This is a genomic window from Brevibacillus choshinensis, assembly GCF_001420695.1.
In the GTDB taxonomy this organism is placed as follows: Bacteria; Bacillota; Bacilli; order Brevibacillales; family Brevibacillaceae; genus Brevibacillus; species Brevibacillus choshinensis.
This window is the reverse complement of record NZ_LJJB01000013.1, coordinates 1528807-1545885: the sequence shown is the minus strand read 5'-3', so window position 1 is coordinate 1545885 and position 17079 is coordinate 1528807. Positions and strand designations below refer to the sequence as shown.

At 50.6% G+C, this 17079-nt stretch carries 15 protein-coding genes; 12 read left to right on the top strand and 3 right to left on the bottom strand.

Annotated elements, in window-relative coordinates; all coding sequences use genetic code 11:
* The first annotated feature begins 10 nt into the window (after positions 1 to 10).
* From AN963_RS27770 to AN963_RS27760, 3 genes are all read left to right on the top strand, one after another.
* Entirely contained in the window at positions 11 to 1087 is a 1077-nt protein-coding gene (locus tag AN963_RS27770) for a CamS family sex pheromone protein (RefSeq protein WP_055747710.1), read from the top strand.
* Positions 1088 to 1972: 885 nt separating this feature from the next.
* A complete protein-coding gene (gene pruA / locus AN963_RS27765; RefSeq protein WP_055747709.1) occupies positions 1973 to 3520 on the top strand; it encodes an L-glutamate gamma-semialdehyde dehydrogenase in 1548 nt (515 codons plus the stop codon).
* A 45-nt stretch (positions 3521 to 3565) separates the two neighbouring features.
* Positions 3566 to 4585, top strand: a complete 1020-nt coding sequence (locus AN963_RS27760) for an MraY family glycosyltransferase (RefSeq protein WP_236708113.1) — start codon at positions 3566 to 3568, stop codon at positions 4583 to 4585.
* A gap of 12 nt (positions 4586 to 4597) precedes the next feature.
* Here the strand turns inward: AN963_RS27760 and AN963_RS27755 are convergent, their stop codons facing one another.
* Positions 4598 to 5512: a diguanylate cyclase domain-containing protein gene (locus AN963_RS27755; protein WP_055747708.1), complete on the bottom strand. Its 915-nt coding sequence runs from the start codon at positions 5510 to 5512 to the stop codon at positions 4598 to 4600.
* Between the two features lie 199 nt (positions 5513 to 5711).
* Here AN963_RS27755 and asd point away from each other — a divergent pair, with 199 nt between their 5' ends.
* From asd to gatB, 4 genes are all read left to right on the top strand, one after another.
* A complete protein-coding gene (gene asd, locus AN963_RS27750) occupies positions 5712 to 6554 on the top strand; it encodes an archaetidylserine decarboxylase (RefSeq protein WP_055747707.1) in 843 nt (280 codons plus the stop codon).
* 236 nt (positions 6555 to 6790) lie between these two features.
* Positions 6791 to 7081: an Asp-tRNA(Asn)/Glu-tRNA(Gln) amidotransferase subunit GatC gene (gatC, locus tag AN963_RS27745; RefSeq protein ID WP_055747706.1), complete on the top strand. Its 291-nt coding sequence runs from the start codon at positions 6791 to 6793 to the stop codon at positions 7079 to 7081.
* 33 nt (positions 7082 to 7114) lie between these two features.
* Positions 7115 to 8587 (top strand): Asp-tRNA(Asn)/Glu-tRNA(Gln) amidotransferase subunit GatA, encoded by a 1473-nt coding sequence (gene gatA / locus AN963_RS27740; RefSeq protein ID WP_055747705.1) that lies wholly within the window; start codon positions 7115 to 7117, stop codon positions 8585 to 8587.
* A gap of 4 nt (positions 8588 to 8591) precedes the next feature.
* Positions 8592 to 10028, top strand: a complete 1437-nt coding sequence (gatB, locus tag AN963_RS27735; protein ID WP_055747704.1) for an Asp-tRNA(Asn)/Glu-tRNA(Gln) amidotransferase subunit GatB — start codon at positions 8592 to 8594, stop codon at positions 10026 to 10028.
* 133 nt (positions 10029 to 10161) lie between these two features.
* On the opposite strand, the gene AN963_RS27730 is transcribed toward gatB, so the two are convergent.
* Entirely contained in the window at positions 10162 to 11907 is a 1746-nt protein-coding gene (locus AN963_RS27730) for an RNA polymerase sigma factor (RefSeq protein WP_055747703.1), read from the bottom strand.
* A gap of 178 nt (positions 11908 to 12085) precedes the next feature.
* Between AN963_RS27730 and AN963_RS27725 the strand changes: the two genes are divergently transcribed.
* From AN963_RS27725 to AN963_RS27705, 5 genes are read left to right on the top strand one after another with little or no spacing between them, the layout of a single operon-like run.
* Positions 12086 to 12454: a hypothetical protein gene (locus tag AN963_RS27725; protein WP_055747702.1), complete on the top strand. Its 369-nt coding sequence runs from the start codon at positions 12086 to 12088 to the stop codon at positions 12452 to 12454.
* A gap of 47 nt (positions 12455 to 12501) precedes the next feature.
* Positions 12502 to 12966: a hypothetical protein gene (locus tag AN963_RS27720; RefSeq protein ID WP_055747701.1), complete on the top strand. Its 465-nt coding sequence runs from the start codon at positions 12502 to 12504 to the stop codon at positions 12964 to 12966.
* A 57-nt stretch (positions 12967 to 13023) separates the two neighbouring features.
* Positions 13024 to 13752, top strand: a complete 729-nt coding sequence (locus AN963_RS27715; protein ID WP_055747700.1) for an ABC transporter ATP-binding protein — start codon at positions 13024 to 13026, stop codon at positions 13750 to 13752.
* Entirely contained in the window at positions 13752 to 14933 is a 1182-nt protein-coding gene (locus AN963_RS27710) for an ABC transporter permease (RefSeq protein WP_055747699.1), read from the top strand. Before AN963_RS27715 ends, AN963_RS27710 begins: the two co-directional genes overlap by 1 nt.
* Before the next feature lie 57 nt (positions 14934 to 14990).
* A complete protein-coding gene (locus AN963_RS27705) occupies positions 14991 to 15899 on the top strand; it encodes a DMT family transporter (RefSeq protein ID WP_055747698.1) in 909 nt (302 codons plus the stop codon).
* Positions 15900 to 15990: 91 nt separating this feature from the next.
* Here AN963_RS27705 and AN963_RS27700 read toward each other — a convergent pair whose 3' ends face one another.
* Positions 15991 to 16962: an ROK family glucokinase gene (locus AN963_RS27700; RefSeq protein ID WP_055747697.1), complete on the bottom strand. Its 972-nt coding sequence runs from the start codon at positions 16960 to 16962 to the stop codon at positions 15991 to 15993.
* Positions 16963 to 17079 lie beyond the last annotated feature (117 nt).

Below are 17079 nucleotides of genomic sequence, written 5' to 3'. Positions count from 1 at the left end.
GGAGTAGCGTATGAAAGCGAAGTTTTTGACAGGATGCAAGCTGATAACAACTATACTTCTGGTGATCGCAACAACAGGATGCTCGCTTCTGCCACGTGGTCAGGAAACAGGACCAGAGCCCGCAACGCCATCCTTGTCTCCGGTAGTGGAAGTTTCGGAAGATTACTACGGCAGTATTCCTCCCTATAAACCGAACCAGACTCGCGGCATGCTGAGTGACACGAAGTACCGCATTGATTTCAGCCATTTGGAGCTGGGATTGATGGAATTTGCCCGAGACACGTTCCCAACATCCGAGTATCTGTTCCAAGAAGGTCAGCAGATCAAAAAAGAACAGGTAACCGAATGGATTGCTCAAGAGAAAACGGGCGCGGCCAACGGACAAAAGAAAAAAGGGATTCTGGTCCATGTACTGGAGCACGATTACGTCAGCAAAGATAAGGATCGTCTGGGGCAATTGGAAGGTATGGTGATAGGGCTGTCGCTTACTCCTGAATATCAGGATGCGACGGGTCAGGATAAAAAGTACACGACGCAGGAATTGCAGGCAAAAGGTCAGCAGCTGGCATCACGTATTATCCAGTCGATTCGAGTGAACACCCCGACAGTCCCTATGCTAGTCCTTCTGTACCAGGTGCCAGAAGCGAATTCGTCATTCGTGCCGGGACATTTCATCATGTCTGGTACTGTCAATGCCAATGAAGCAGCTATTTCCAAATGGCAACCGATCGACGAGGAGTTCTACTTGTTCCCGAGCACCGATGTGGAGAAGAAGTACGCTCAGCAGTCGTTGCAGTTTGACAAGCTGATGCGTCAGTCCCAATCGTACTTTGGCGAGTATATCGGGATGACGGGCGTAGGACGTTTCATGGGTGGCAGGCTGACGGAGCTGACCATCACTGCTACGGCAGAGTATGATTCCCGCACAGAGGTTCTGCAGTTCACGCAATTTGCGGCGGGAAGCATCAATCAGCTCTTTGACAAGAGCGTACACATCAACCTGTACGTACAATCGATGAATAAGCCGTTGGCGATCTACATCCGACCAACCAGTGGCGAACCGTATATGCATATATACAGGCAGTAGTAAAAAAGAAGGCTCCTTTACGTCGAATCGTGAGGGAGCTTTTTTTTGCTATACAGATAGGAATTTATAAGTTTTTTGGTGGCTCATACGTGCTGTGGTGGTGGGGAGAAGCGGGTTTCCGATCTGCGCTCCGGCCATCCCCGCCGAACAGGTTCGGCGGCCCTGCAAGGGAGTATAGACAGTCCGCTCCACAACGATTCACGGGGACGCGGTAAAGTAGTAGCCGCTTCGAAGGGCGTTGGTGAAGCAAGAGAAGAATGAAGTCGGCAAAAATGCCAGTTCGAAGTGTCACGGGAGCGATTGAATAAGGAGAACTAAGTTTCGTTCTTCTTAGGCATTGTCCCACGAAGGGTTTTTTCTCAAAGAAACTCCTTGGAAAGCCTCCGGAATACAGGGAGTGGAAGAGCCAAAGCTGGTCGAGGAAAAAGAAGAAATAAGCGGAAGATCTTAGGAAAACCTACTAAGGCACAATGGAAAAAACGAAACACGGTTTTAAGCGTCCACCTCTGATAAGCTCCCTGAGACGGCTGCTTTGGACGCGGTTTCGTTTTTTATATGGAGCCGGACAGGGATGACCCCCAGTAGGTGTTCCTATGAAGCTGGAGCGTTTTCTCTTTTTTCCTCTCCTCCACTACAGTTTGATCGAGTGGAAAAAGGAAGCGGGTGTATTTCCTGCGTTTTTTTAGAAAGCAAAACACTTATGTGCAATTGTGTGCACGAGCAAGACAAATGTGTTCATTTCTGTCGTGTCATCTTCCTTGTTGTTTTTCGAGTAAAATGCAAAGACTAACGAAGTGTGTGGGAAGGCGGTTTTGTTGGTATGATCCTTGCATATGAATAAAGAGTGAACCCAAACATGGAAGAAATCGATAAGGAGGCGTCACAATGCAAGTAGAATTCAAAAACGAGGCGTTTACCAATTTTAGCTTACCGGAAAATAAAAAGGCGTTTGAAGAAGCACTCGCGAAAGTAGAAAGCGAGCTGGGCCGGGAATATGACCTGATCATCGGCGGAGAGCGCATCAAAACCGAAAAGAAATCCCGCTCCATCAACCCTTCCAATAAAGAACAAGTAGTAGGTGTGGTATCCCAGGCTGACCAAGCTCTGGCTGAAAAAGCGATTCAAGTCGCAGCAAGCACTTTTGAAACGTGGAAAAAAGTACCTGGTACTTCCCGTTCCCGTTACCTGACAAAAGCAGCAGCGATCCTGCGTCGCCGCAAGCATGAATTCTCTGCTTGGCTCGTAAAAGAAGCAGGAAAAAGCTGGCCAGAGGCAGATGCGGATACGGCAGAAGCAATCGACTTCATGGAGTACTATGCTCGTCAAATGGATAAGCTGTCCCAGCGCCATGATCTTCCTCGCATCCCGGATGAAGATAACGAGCTGTACTACGTTCCACTGGGTGTAGGTATCGTAATCCCACCTTGGAACTTCCCGCTCGCGATCATGGTAGGTATGACGACGGCAGCGCTGGTTTCCGGTAACACCGTAGTACTGAAGCCTGCATCTACGACTCCTGTCATCGCTGCGAAATTCATGGAAATCCTCGAAGATGCTGGCGTACCAGCAGGTGTAGTGAACTTCGTTCCTGGTTCCGGCAGCGAAATCGGTGACTACCTCGTCGAGCACACACAAACTCGTTTCATCAGCTTTACAGGTTCCCGCGACGTAGGTCTGCGCATTAATGAGCTGGCTGCAAAACATCGTCCAGGACAAAAATGGATGAAGCGTCTGATTGCTGAAATGGGCGGTAAAGACTCCATCGTAGTAGACAACGATGCCGATCTGGAATTGGCTGCTCAATCGATCGTTGCTTCTGCATTTGGTTTCTCCGGTCAAAAATGTTCCGCTTGCTCCCGTGCGATCGTACACCAAGATGTTTACGATCAAGTGCTGAATCGTGTAGTAGAACTGACCAAAAACCTGACTGTAGGCGATATCCGCAGCAACGATTTCTACACAGGTCCAGTGGTTGACGATAAAGCGTACAACAAAATTTTGGAATACATCGAGATCGGTAAAACAGAAGGGAAACTGGTAGCAGGTGGCGAAAAAGGCCCAGACTCTGGCTACTTCATTATGCCAACTGTATTTGCTGACGTAGCTCCGACAGCTCGCATCATGCAGGAAGAAATCTTTGGACCTGTAGTAGCATTCTGCAAAGCTAACGACTTTGACCATGCAATGGAAATCGCGAACAACACCGAGTACGGCTTGACTGGCGCTGTAATCAGCCGCAACCGTGCCAACCTGGAGCGCGCTCGTGAAGAGTTCCATGCAGGTAACCTGTACTTCAACCGTAAGTGCACAGGTGCGTTGGTAGGTGTGCATCCATTTGGGGGCTTCAACATGTCTGGTACGGACTCCAAAGCAGGTGGCCCTGACTACCTCTTGCTGTTCACGCAAGCAAAACTGGTTTCCGAAAAACTGTAAGACTCTCTTTCAAACGAGCTGCCTCTTCACGGAGGCGGCTTTTTTTTGTTCATTTTGTCCACACTAGAGACAAGAATAAAGTGCGGGCAGGTGAGGGAGCTGTTTACTTATGTGGTTTCAGGCCTATCTTCTTTTTTTCTGGTCTATTTATTGATGCCGGCTGCTCATTGGCTGGCGTGGAAAACGAAGCTGCTGGATATACCGAGAGGACGAAAAGGGCATAGTCATCCCATGCCATTATCTGGTGGAGTGGCGATGTTCGTCGGGATGATAGTGGTGTCAGCTTTTTTTGCAGGGGTGCAAAAAATCGTTGCAGTTTTGGCGGTTGGCGGAGCTGTTTTGATGGCAATTGGGTGGGCAGATGATGCGTTCAAAGGCATGCAAAAAGATTTTCCGGCGTTACCCAAATTATTGGTACAGTTGTTGGTAGGTATGATGGTATTTTTCTTCGATATCCGATTTCGAGGTGTCAGTCTTTCCTGGCTGGGAGGGGAAGATGGAGCATTCATCACGTTCCCTGTCTGGGTATCGTTTCTGGCAACTGTGGTTTGGATTGTCGGCTTGATCAATATGGTGAACTTTTTGGATGGAGTAGATGGTTTGGCGGCAGGAGCTACGGTTTTTTCAGCGGTCACCCTGTTTTTTCTCTCGATGGTAAAGGGGCAGGATTTGACAGCGCTTTTGGCAGTTGCATTGACGGGGGCTGCGCTTGCTTTTTTGCGCTTTAACTTTTATCCGGCAAAAATTTTTATGGGAGATGCGGGCTCGATGTTTTTGGGCTTTGCCCTTGCGATTATTTCCTTGGAGGGAACGATGAAAGGGGCTACGCTCATTTCACTCGTGGTCACGGTACTCGCACTGGGGCTGCCAGTCGTGGATACCGTACAAGTGATGATCAGCAGATTACTCGCGGGATCTCCCATGTATCAAGCGGATCGTCGTCATGTGCATCATCGGTTGATGTCGCATGGCTTGACCGCTAAACAGACGGTTGTTGTTCTGTACTTGGTCAGCTTTCTGTTTTCGGCACTGTCGTTATTCCTGTTTTACTTTCAAAAAATTTGACAGTACACCTCTTTATGGGGAATAGAAATGAAACTGGTTGCGACCCGCAGCTTTTGCTGAGTAGAGGGCTTTGTCGGCATTCATTAGGAGCTGGTCCGCGTCGAGGGCGGTGAAAGGATAGAGAGAGATTCCGATGCTGGTCGTGCAAAGAAAGGTACTCTCTTCGATAGCCCATGGTTCTTGTAAGGCAAGCAAAATTCGCCTCGATACTTTTTCCACCTGCTGCTGCGACTGGATTCCTGTGAGGGTGACGATGAATTCATCGCCACCTAGGCGTGCTACGGTATCCCCTTCGCGAACGCAAGAAGTCAGTCGCTTTGCGAGCATTTGCAAGAAGAGATCACCTGTATTGTGTCCCCAGGTATCGTTGATTTGCTTGAAGTGGTCGCAGTCGAGGAAAAGGACGGCGACAAGCTCGTCGTTTGCTTTCGCTGTAGCCAAGGCATTTTGCAAATGGATGTAGAGCAGGCGCCGATTTGGCAAGCCAGTCAATACGTCGTGATACGCCAAATACTCTAGCCTGGACTCCAGGTGTTTGCGCTCCGTAATGTCGCGGGTCACAGAAAATACATGCGTGCATACTCCATCTTTGTTGAAAACAGGGGAGAGGATCGATTCGCCGATCACATCGCCTTCACTCGTGAAGTGAATGGGTACTCCGCTTTGAACGGCTTTTTTGTACATGCTGGTCAATTCGGCAGCTTTGGCCTCGGGGTACACGTCCTCTAATCGCTTACCGTACACTTTCTCCGTGAGACCGGCCACTTGCATCGCAGCAGGATTCATCAAGACGTAGCGAAAATGCAGATCGAGGCTCGTAGACTCTTCAACAGACATAAGAAAGAACATATCTGACATATGATGAAAAAAGCTAGTCAGGATATCCCCGTATTGACTGATTAATGTTTCAATGTCGAGCTTTGACATATCTGTGTTCTCCTGAATGTAGGCTTGTCCACCTTATTATAGTATAGCAAGCGGAGCAAAGAAAATGATGAGCCGATGGTAGGAGTGCGGGGTTTACTGGGTATTGGCTGAAGTGGTAAAGTAAGGTTATCCTTTTTTCAGCTTCTTAGTTGGAGATTCTATAGAAGCATGTTTATCGGGAAAAACAAGGAGTTGTCCTATGCGTAAAAAGATACTACCTGTCCTAATTCATCGCTTGCCACAAAATGCGATGTCACGAACGATGGGGAAAATAACCGCATCAAGATTTAGTCGATTAGCGATTCAGCGTTATATACGTCATTATCACATTGATTCTACCGTGATTGAGAAGCCAGTAAACCAATATCGTACCCTGAAAGAATTTTTCTGTCGCCGACTCAAGCCAGAGGCGAGACCGATTGCTCCCGGTGACCATGTCATCGTCAGCCCAGTGGACGGAACGGTGTCCCAATTGGGAGATATTTGCGAGGGTACCTTGATTCAGGCCAAGGGAAAGCAATTTGATGTCGTTGAGCTGCTCGGCGGTTCCGTAGAAGAGGCAAAGCGCTACTACGGAGGCAAATTCATCACCATCTATTTGAGCCCGAGAGATTACCACCGGATCCACATGCCAGTCGAAGGGGATCTGATCCGTTACTGCTATTTGCCAGGACGCCTCTACCCGGTGAACAAGCTGGGTATTGAAAATGTGGACAGACTATTTGCTCGCAATGAGCGCCTCGTCACGTACATCCAGACCAAGGATATGGGTGATCTGGCACTGGTCAAAGTAGGTGCCTTGTTCGTAGGTAGTGTGAAGGTCTCGTACAATACGGCTACGACCAACATCAAGCATGGCCGCCAGACCAGCGAATTAATCGTAGACACCCCTCACTATCAAAAAGGGGAAGAGCTTGGCTGGTTCGAGTTTGGCTCCACAGTCATCTTGCTGCTCGAATCCAACCACCTCAAATGGGCGGAAGGCATCGAGATGGGCAAAAGCCTGCTCATGGGCCAACTGCTGGCGGAGAAGACCGAGTAAAGGCTACGCGTAGTAGCGTCATAGAAAGCTCCAAGGCTGCTGAGCAAATCAGCCTTGGGCTTTTTTTCATTGATATGGAGCGTACTTTCTGCTTTTTCCTCCTTTCCACGACAGCCCGAACAAAGACGCACTTCGGTAAATCTTTTTTTACTATAAGCGAAACCCGGTGAAAATTGACTGAACCCGCTCTTTTCAAGTAAGATCAAAGTTATGTGATACGATTCGGAGGTGGAAACATGAGTGCCATTACACGCAAAGAAGTGGAGCACGTAGCCAATCTTGCCCGCTTGCAATTGACAGAGGAAGAAGCAGAGCGTTACACCAAAGATCTCAATGCGATCTTGGAATTTGCTGCCAAGCTGAATGAACTGGATACATCCAACGTAGCGCCTACCAGCCATGCGACTGATGTGAAAAACGTGATGCGCGAAGACGTCAATCGCCCGTCCCTGCCACGTGAGGAAGTGCTGAAAAACGCACCGGACCACGAAGAAGGACAGTTCAAAGTACCGGCTGTTTTTGAATGATAACCCCAGGAGAAGAGAAGGGAGGAACCCACTGTGTCGCTGTTTGACAAGCGATTGTCCGAAATACATAGCGCTCTGCGCAAAAAGGAATTGTCCGTGACGGATCTGGTGCAGGCTTCCATCGCCAGCATCAAGGAACACGACAGTGAAATCAAGTCCGTTCTGCACGTAGATGAAGAAGGAGCCCTTGCTCATGCCCGCCAATTGGACGAGCGTCTCGCCAAAGGAGGCGAGGAGCCAGGACTGCTATACGGCCTTCCAGCAGGCCTCAAGGACAACCTCATCACGAAGGACGTACGCACCACTTGCGCCAGTAAGTTTTTGGCCAACTTTGACCCTGCGCATGACGGAACCGTCTCCAAAAAGGTGAAGGATGCCGATGCGGTTATCGTAGCCAAGCTGAACATGGACGAGTTTGCCATGGGCGGTTCCAACGAAAACTCCGGCTTCTACCCAACAAAAAACCCGTGGAATACCGAGTACGTACCAGGTGGCTCCAGCGGTGGTTCGGCGGCAGCGATGGCTGCACGTCATTTTTACTTTACCCTCGGCTCTGACACAGGCGGCTCGATCCGTCAGCCAGCTGCTTTCTGCGGCGTGGTAGGTTTGAAACCGACTTATGGACGCGTATCCCGTTTTGGTCTGGTAGCTTTTGCTTCCTCCCTCGACCAGATCGGTCCTGTGACGAAAAACGTGGAAGACTCTGCTTACGTGCTACAAGCAATCGCAGGTCATGATCCGTATGACTCGACTTCCGCAAATGTAGAAGTCCCTGACTTCCTGTCTGCACTGACTGGAGATGTCAAAGGGCTTCGGATTGGTGTGCCGAAAGAATTGATCGGGGAAGGCATCGATCCAGAGGTACGCGATGCCGTACTGGCCGCGCTGAAACAGCTGGAGAGCATGGGAGCGACATGGAGCGAGGTTTCCATGCCGCATACCGAATATGCTGTACCTGCGTACTACCTGCTCTCTTCGTCGGAGGCTTCCTCCAACCTGGCTCGCTTTGACGGCGTGCGCTACGGCGTGCGTGCTGACAATGCATCCAACCTGATTGAGCTGTACAAAGAATCCCGCAGCCAAGGCTTCGGTCCAGAAGTAAAACGCCGGATCATGCTCGGTACCTATGCCCTGTCGTCTGGTTATTACGATGCTTACTACAAAAAGGCTCAACAAGTGCGTACCTTGATCATTCAGGACTACAACAACATTTTTGCCGACTTCGATGTGATTCTCCATCCGACGACGCCTTCCACGGCGTTCAAAATTGGAGAGAACGTGGACGATCCGGTCAAAATGTATTTGGAAGACATCTGCACCGTGCCGGTAAACCTGGCTGGCCTGCCAGCGATCAGCGTGCCGTGCGGCTTCTCCCAAAAAGGTCTGCCAATCGGTCTGCAGATCATCGGGAAAGCGTTTGATGAATCCACCGTATTGCGCGTGGCTCATGCCTATGAGCAGTCAGTTGGCTATCACCAGCGCAAGCCGGAATGGGTGAGGGGGTAAGAGCATGAGCAAGTACGAAACCGTCATCGGCTTGGAGGTCCATGCCGAGCTATCCACCAACAGTAAAATTTTCTGCGGCTGCAAAACCGAGTTCGGTGCGGAGCCAAATACCCATACATGCCCGATTTGCTTGGGGCATCCGGGCGTGCTGCCTGTAACGAACAAGCAAGCAGTAGAGTTCGCCATGAAAGCGGCACTCGCTCTCAACTGCGAAATCTCCCGTGAGACCAAGTTTGACCGGAAGAACTACTTTTACCCGGATTCCCCGAAAGCGTACCAAATCTCCCAGTTCGACCAGCCGATCGGCTACAATGGCTGGATCGACATTGAAGTAAATGGAGAGACAAAACGCATCGGTATCACCCGTCTGCATCTGGAAGAAGATGCGGGTAAGCTGACGCACAGCGACTTCGGTGGAGAATCTTTAGTAGACTTCAACCGCGTAGGTGTTCCACTGGTTGAGATCGTTTCTGAGCCAGACATCCGCACGCCAGAAGAGGCGCGTGCTTATTTGGAAAAGCTGAAAGCGATCATCCAATACACCGAGGTATCCGATGTTCGCATGGAGCAAGGGTCCCTGCGTTGCGATGCCAACGTTTCCATCCGTCCTTATGGTCAAGAAGAATTCGGGACAAAGGCAGAATTGAAAAACATGAACTCCTTCCGCAATGTACAAATGGGCTTGGAGTATGAAGTACTGCGTCAGACCGAGGTGGTATCCAGTGGTGGCAAGGTCGTTCAGGAAACACGCCGTTGGGATGAAGCCAACAAGAAGACATTGACGATGCGTTCCAAGGAAGAAGCGCATGATTATCGCTACTTCCCAGATCCGGATCTGGTTCGCATGCAAATCTCCGAAGAGTGGATCGAAGCCGTACGCGCGACGATTCCTGAGCTCCCGGATGCTCGTCAAGCTCGCTATGTAAATGACTTTGGCCTGTCCAAGGACGATGCTGCGGTCATCACGATGTCCAAGGAAACGGCTGATTTCTTCGATGAAACCGTCAAGACAGGGGCAGAGCCGAAAGCAGTTGCCAACTGGCTGATGGTAGACCTGCTGGCTCACTTGAATGCCAACAATCTGGTCTTTGCTGACGTGAAAATGACGCCACACGGGCTAGGCGAGATGATCAAGCTGATCGCAGACGGCACGATTTCTTCCAAAATCGCCAAGACCGTCTTCAAAGAAATGGTGGAAACCGGAAAAGAGCCGAAGAAGATCGTAGAAGAAAAAGGCTTGGTACAAATCAGCGACGAGGGCGCTCTGCGTCAGATCGTCGTCGATGCGGTCAACTCCAACCCGCAGGCTGTTGCGGACTACAAGGCTGGAAACGAAAAGGCGGCTGCTTTCTTCGTCGGCCAAGTGATGAAGCAAACCAAAGGCAAGGCCAACCCGCCGATGGTCAACAAGCTGATTGCGGAAGTACTGAAAGACCTATAAACGATGACACAAAGGCGCTCTCCCGATTCGAACGGGAGGGCGCTTTTTTCAGTTGGTTGATGACACAAGAAAAAAGCCTGTCTCTCAGGAAAGGAGACAGGCTTGAGCAGCTGTGATAAAAAGATTCAGGACCTCATGCGGTCAGAGTTTCGAGCATATTCTCCAACAAGGCCACAGCTTGCTGTTCTTGGCTTTCGATCGTGGTGAACAGCGCGATTGCCTGTTGGCATTGTTCAGGATCATTCGGTTCGCCGCCAGCCGGAAACGGAAAGAGTCGGCATAGCTGGGCGTATCCGTCGGCGATCTTTGCATACAGGTCAGATGCTTGAAGTGAGGAAGAACGAATACCTTCGAAAACAGAGTCTGTCCACGTCTCTGCAATCTCTTTCAAAAAGGCGGAGGCATTGTGGCGAGCATCCTGAGCAATCGCCAATGTGTACGCGTTACCGTTTGGCTCGATGGTTCGCTTTTCAAAAGCATCTACCCATTTGGAATACGCGTCTAAACCATTGATTGCCCCAAAGAAGGAGCCTTCTCCCCGATAATGTGCGATCGCCATTTGAAGAGCACCAATCAGACTCTGGCGCTGATCGATTTCGAGCGGCTCATCGAGGGCGAGGACAAACAAATCCTCTACGAGTCCGCGACCTAAATGATCGTAGGGAACCGTCGTGCTATGGCCGCAGTTATCGCCAGCATGCAGCAGTTTTTTCTCATCATCATATCCGTAAATCAGTCCGAACTCAGGGATGAACAAATCCCACGCTAAGACTGGGTATCCCCGATCGATCGAACGATGGATTAATTCTAGCGCTTGAGGCAGTAGCTGAGATAGTTGTCTTTTTTCACGGGCATTGGCATCGAGCAGAGCGGGATCTACGTGGTTCGCGTTGATACTGATGTCCGTACAATGCTTGAATTCACTCACGGAACGGGATTCAAAGCCTAGGTTGCGCAGTCCTTGTTGCAGCACTTGGTCAAATTCAAACATGGTAGGTCCAGAAATGTGAATCTGTTCAGGCACGACAGTCAATCGGAACGCATGGCCGCTTAGGCCCATCACCATGGGGAAAGACATTTTGCGATCCGTTGCTGCCAGCATACCGTGAAGGGACATCACGCATGTAACCCACGTTCTCAGAGATAAGGCTTCTGGTGTATTCAAGACAACTGTTTTCATCATTCCCGCTTCCTTTCGAGATTGCACGTATTGGTCAACAACGACACGAGTTTTTTCCTGGATCAGTTTTTTACGAGAACGCGACAGAATCTGATACACATTGGCTTGGGAGATCTGGAACAGTCGGGCGATTTCCATCGGCGAGAGATGATCAAAGAAGTGAGATTCTACGATGCGCCGCTCTCGTGGATTGAGGCAGTGGAGCATCCCCGTAATCGTCTGGAGCAGCTCTCTGCGCACCATGACATCCTCAGGATTGGTGTTTGGATCAGCTGGTTGTGACCATTTGCTGCTCAAGCGGTGCAAGATGCTGTCCAGATCCTCCCAGTCAGTAGGTTCTTGATCCCTATAGTTGGGGCGCAGTCCTGAGAAGACCTGCTCTCGTTTCTGTGGTCCCTTTTGCATCCGCGTGTAGGCCTGGTTGCGAACGATCCGGTGCAGCCATGGCAAGAAGCGGCGACTGTCCATTAACGTCCCGAGGTGCAAAAAGGCACGGATGAGCGCATCCTGCACGATGTCTTCTGCCATAAACGGCTCTTGGGTATATGAGCGCGCGTAGCCGTATACTTTGGCACGATGACGCCTGACCAGCTCGCCAAACGCCTCACGATCACCAGCTTTGGCCCGTTCCACCAAAATGTCATCGGCAATATCGTCGTCTTCCTGTTCCTCATGTCGATTCAAGATCATAGCATCCATCGAAAAACTCCTCGCTAGTTTGTTGACTTGAAACATAGACTTTATTCGAGCGGGATTTCTGACAAAGTCTTAAAAATTTTTTTTGAGGATCAAACGGGAAAGGGATTATTTGTAACCATTTCCACTCTCCCCTATAATGAAACATACACGATGGATTGAAAAGGGGGAAGGACAGGTTATGAAACTGATTTCCGTCACGGGTGAAAGTGTACCACCGAGCAAAGGAGGATCTCCAGCAGAGACGTTTGACCGCTCGATTGCGACGTGGGAAGAAAATGGCCAGCAAAAGACGCTGACCGTTACGTATGTCCGTTACTTTGGGAAGGTCTTGGCTGAACAGGGTATTTACGATCAAGAGGCAGGGGGCGTGCCTGTTCATCATCTGGTTGCTCTCTTGTTTGCTGAAAAGAATCCAAATCTTCCGGAAAAACGTCACTACATCAACAATACCGAATCGTTTTTGGCGTTGTTTAAAGATTTTTCGCTGGCAGCGTGTATGGAGCGCTATCCGGGACTGTGGCTTAGTCAGTCGGCACATAGGACGTAGTACAAGCGGGGCATGCTAAGGACATCCATTATTTGGAGTTGATCAGCATGCTTCCTCTATTATTGGCTCTTAGTTTGACGATTTCTTTGGATTCGACTGTCTCGGTCTCGCCAATCCACCAGATGCTCCGCATATCCCGCGAGCTTGCCACGCAGGAATTTGATGCATACGTGCACCATTGGCAAAAAGGACAAAAGCTTCAGCTGAACCATCCCTTGTTTAGCCTGACCAAAGTATCAGCGGGACCTACGTCGTTTCAGACGATCACGTTCACGGGACACACCAATGGTCTGCCTGGGGAAGTCTCGTTGACGTTTTATACAATGGATGGTGATCAGGTCTTCACGCCGCCTGGGACAGTCAAAATAGCTCGAGTCGATGCCGAGCAGCGAGAGTTTCAAGTAGCTGCTGTGGTTCCGCGCCTGCTCATTGGCCGAACAGGGGCGATCCAGGTGACGTTTTCAGGTGAGGGCGGAAAGCGTGCGGCTTATTACGTGAAAGCAGAGTTTTAAATTAGAAAGCATGATAGTGACGTCTGTGTCCGCATGCATCGGGAAGGAGGAGTGCGGATGATCGAGGTCAAACAAGTTGGCAAACGATTTGGGGATTTTACTGCCGTGCAGGATGTGTCCTTTCGGGTGGAGGCTGGTGAAGTATACGGCCTCCTGGGGGAAAATGGCGCTGGAAAAACAACCACGATGCGGATGATGGCTACCATTTTACAGCCTACCGAGGGAGATATCGAAATCAGTGGATATTCGGTTCGCCGCGATCCAGTCGAAGTGCGAAGGCGGATTGGCATCCTCTTTGGGGGAGATGTCGGTCTGTACAATCGGTTGACGGCACGGGAGAACATCGCGTATTTTGGTAGCTTGTACGGATTGGAACCAGCGAGGCTGAAGGAGCGGATCGACAGCCTGAGCCGGATGCTGGATATGGATGAATTTATCGATAGACGGGTAGGCGCTTTTTCCCGGGGGATGAAACAAAAAGTGGCGATCGCACGCACGCTCGTCCACGATCCGGATGTGATCCTGCTAGATGAACCTTCAACAGGATTGGATGTAACGGCCGCCAATATTTTCCGGAGAATGGTCAGCCGGATGCAGGAAGAAGGAAAGACGATCCTGTTTTCTAGTCACAACATGGGCGAGATCAACAAGCTATGCAAGCGGATCGCACTGATTCACAAGGGACGTCTACGCTTTGCCGGGACGCTGGAAAGCTTGCGCGAGAAATTTGGGATCGTAGATTTGGACGACATTTTCATGGCCGTGGTCGAAGGGAGCGAGAACTGATGGGCAGGAGTGTCATCTGGACGGTATTTCAAAAGGAACTGCTCGATCTGTTTCGCGATCGCAAGACATTGCTGGGAACGTTTTTGGTGCCACTGGTCATTATTCCGTTCGTATTCTTTTTGCTGGGGATGTCCTACAGCAATGTGGAGAAGGAAGCTCGCGCTTATGTGCCGATCGCGGTCACTGGAACGTCCGGGCTGGTCACCGCCCTCGAAAAAATCCCCGGCGCTCGTATCCTGAAGCCAGAAAATGCAGAACAAGCACTGCAGGCTGGAACCCTTCGCGCGATTATTACGATTCCTTCGAATTTCGAAGAGCGGATATCTGCGGGAGGAACGGCTGAGCTGACTGTTGCTTACGACTCCACGAATCAGAAGTCTGTGTATGCGCGAGACGTAATTGATCAGACTGTCAAATCGTACAGCCAGGAGATCGTAGCCAAGCGTCTGAAGCATGCGGGTTTGTCTGAGAAGGCTATATCGCCAATCGCTCCTACCTATGAAAACGTTGCTACGGAGGAACGGTTGTCCGGAGGGATGCTGGCAGGAATTATTCCCTTGATGCTTGTCGTATCCTTAGCTTCTGGAGGAGTGGCTTCTGCCAACGATCTGGTCGCAGGGGAAAAAGAACGGGGGACATTGGAGTCGTTGATGACCGCACCGATTGCTGCCAATCACATTTTGACCGCCAAGCTCATGGCTGTCATGGTGATGAGCAGTATGAGTGCTGCGGCTTCACTCGTGTCTGTGTCGTTGGTGTTGAGCTTTGGACCATTGGGTTCCGAGGGACCAGGGTTTTCTCTAGGCTTTTTTTCGCCTGCCACTTTGCTCGTTCTGGTGCTGACGATTCTGTTGCTCGCTGCCACGTTTGCTGGCTTGGAGCTCGTGTTGAGCACCATTGCGAAGTCGTTTAAGGAAGGGCAGACGTACATGAGCGGCGTCATCTTTGCGGCTATGGTTCCGTCTTACATGCTGATGCCACTCAATCCGGTCGATATCCCCACTTTTTATTATGTCTTGCCCGTTTTTAACGGTGTGGCGCTATGCAAGGAAGTCTTTTACGGAAAAGTCGATCTGGTCCATGGGCTAATCGGCCTGGGGACATCTTTATTGTATGTCGTGGTGATCATTGCCGTGACGTCCCGATTGTTTCGCAGAGAAGGGGCTGTCGTCAAAAATTAAAGATAGTTTTGGTGTGGGAAGGCGTCGCTGCCAAGAATGGAAAGCTGGTGAGTTTGAGTGAGTCCACTTTATTTGGGGGTCTTATACGTATTTGTGTCTGCAGCTGGCTTCGGCGTCATGTCCATCTTTGCGGTCTATGCCTACGGTGCAGGCGTATCTGTTTCGACGTTGTTGTTTTTGCGGTTTCTTTTTGCCTCTGTGCTTTTCTTTGGGTGGCTTGCTTGGCGAAAGGAATCGTTTCGGATCAATCGGAAACAGGCGCTGAGTCTGTTTTGCCTGGGTGGAATCATGTATACGCTGCAGTCGCTTAGCTTTTTTTCAGCGGTTCAGTATATTCCTACTTCGATGGCTGCCTTGCTGCTGTATACGTTTCCTGTGTTTGTCGCCATCTTGAGCTACTTTGTGGATAAAGAGAAGCTGCGCAAGAAAACCATTATTGCGATGCTGATCTCGCTCGTAGGACTCGGGATGGTACTCGGTCTTTCCTTTGGGGGGATTCAGCCACTCGGAGTCGGACTGGCGCTGTTAGCTGCCCTTTTTTATTCCGTCTATATCGTCACGGGCAATCGAGTGGTAAAAGGACTCTCTCCCTTTGTCACCTCTGCGTACATTTCCCTGTTTGCGAGCATGTCCACGTTCTTGGTCGCACAAAAAGACGGAGGAGTGGATCTGTCCTTTGGCGTCCAAGGCTGGTGGGCATTGGGTGGAATCGTCATCTTTTCCACAGTGGTTGCGATCAGCACGTTTTTCCGGGGATTGCAATTGATCGGCTCGACAAAAGCGTCCGTCCTCAGCACACTGGAGCCGGTGGTGACGTTTGCCTGTTCTGCCTTGCTGTTGGGGGAATCATTTAACTGGCTGCAGCTGCTGGGAGGAGCCGCGGTGCTGAGTGGGGCTGTCCTCATCGTTTCAGGTAAGGAAGAAGCCGCGGGACAAGCAGAGTCTGCCCGTACCTCGGTTTCGTAGAAAGGAATCTCTCAATTCCTGCGCATAAGAAAAGGCGCTCCCACGAGAAAGACTCGTGACAGGAACGCCTTTTGCATGTGATTGAAAGGTGTTAATCGTTCATTTGCGAGCGGATCATCCAGCCGGCACCATACACACCTGCGTCATTTCCCAGGCTCGCTGCCACAATCTGCGTGGACTCCACGACGTACGTAAACGGGACAAAGCGAGCAAATGACTCGCGGACACGGGAAAAGAGAAACTCCCCGGCTGCTGCCACGCCACCGCCGATGACGACCTTGGCAGGGTTCAGCAGGATCGCCAGATGGGACAGAGCGAGTCCGAGATAGAGCGCAACCTGATTGACAATCGCGAGAGACGCGCTGTCACCAGCCTTGGCCGCATCGAGGACGTCCTTTGCCTTGATTACCCCTTGCTCGGCTAGTACAGTAGCTAGCGCGGGACTTGTTCCGTTTGTCGCCGCTAGTTGACCCTCGCGGATGATGGCGGTCGCGGAGGTATAGGTCTCCAGGCAACCGGTTTTGCCGCAGTTGCATATAGAACCACCATCTGGCGTCATCGTGATGTGGCCGATTTCTCCGCCTACGCCATTGATGCCATGGACGACATTCCCGTGGACAATGATACCGCCACCGACTCCCGTGCCCAGCGTGATGGCGACCAGATCTTCGGCACCTTGACCGGCACCCTGCCACATTTCGCCAAGTGCTGCCATGTTCGCATCATTTTCCACGGCGACGCTCAGGCCTGTCAGCGCTTTCAGTTTATCTCGGAGAGGGACAGGTATTCGCCAATGCAGATTGACGGCTTGTAGGACGACACCGTTCTTGGCATCAATCGGACCAGGGACGCCGACACCGATTCCAAGAGTCTGTTCCTTGGTATAGCCGTGTTTGTGAAGGAGCTCTTCTGCCATTTGCGCCACTTTTTGCAAGATACCGTCTTCGCCCTGCGTGACGGGTGTGGGCTCCTGTACTTTTGTCACAAGCTCACCTGCTGGGGTAATCAGGGCCATCTTGATTGCCGTTCCTCCGACGTCCACACCTACAATGATTTGCTCCACGACTGTCCCTCCCATCCTTTTTGTACCATCTTTTTCTATCTTATCACGCCCAAGACAGCATAGCGATTCCCAAAAATGGCTATACAGGATATGATGAGTAGAGAACAGAGTAAAACC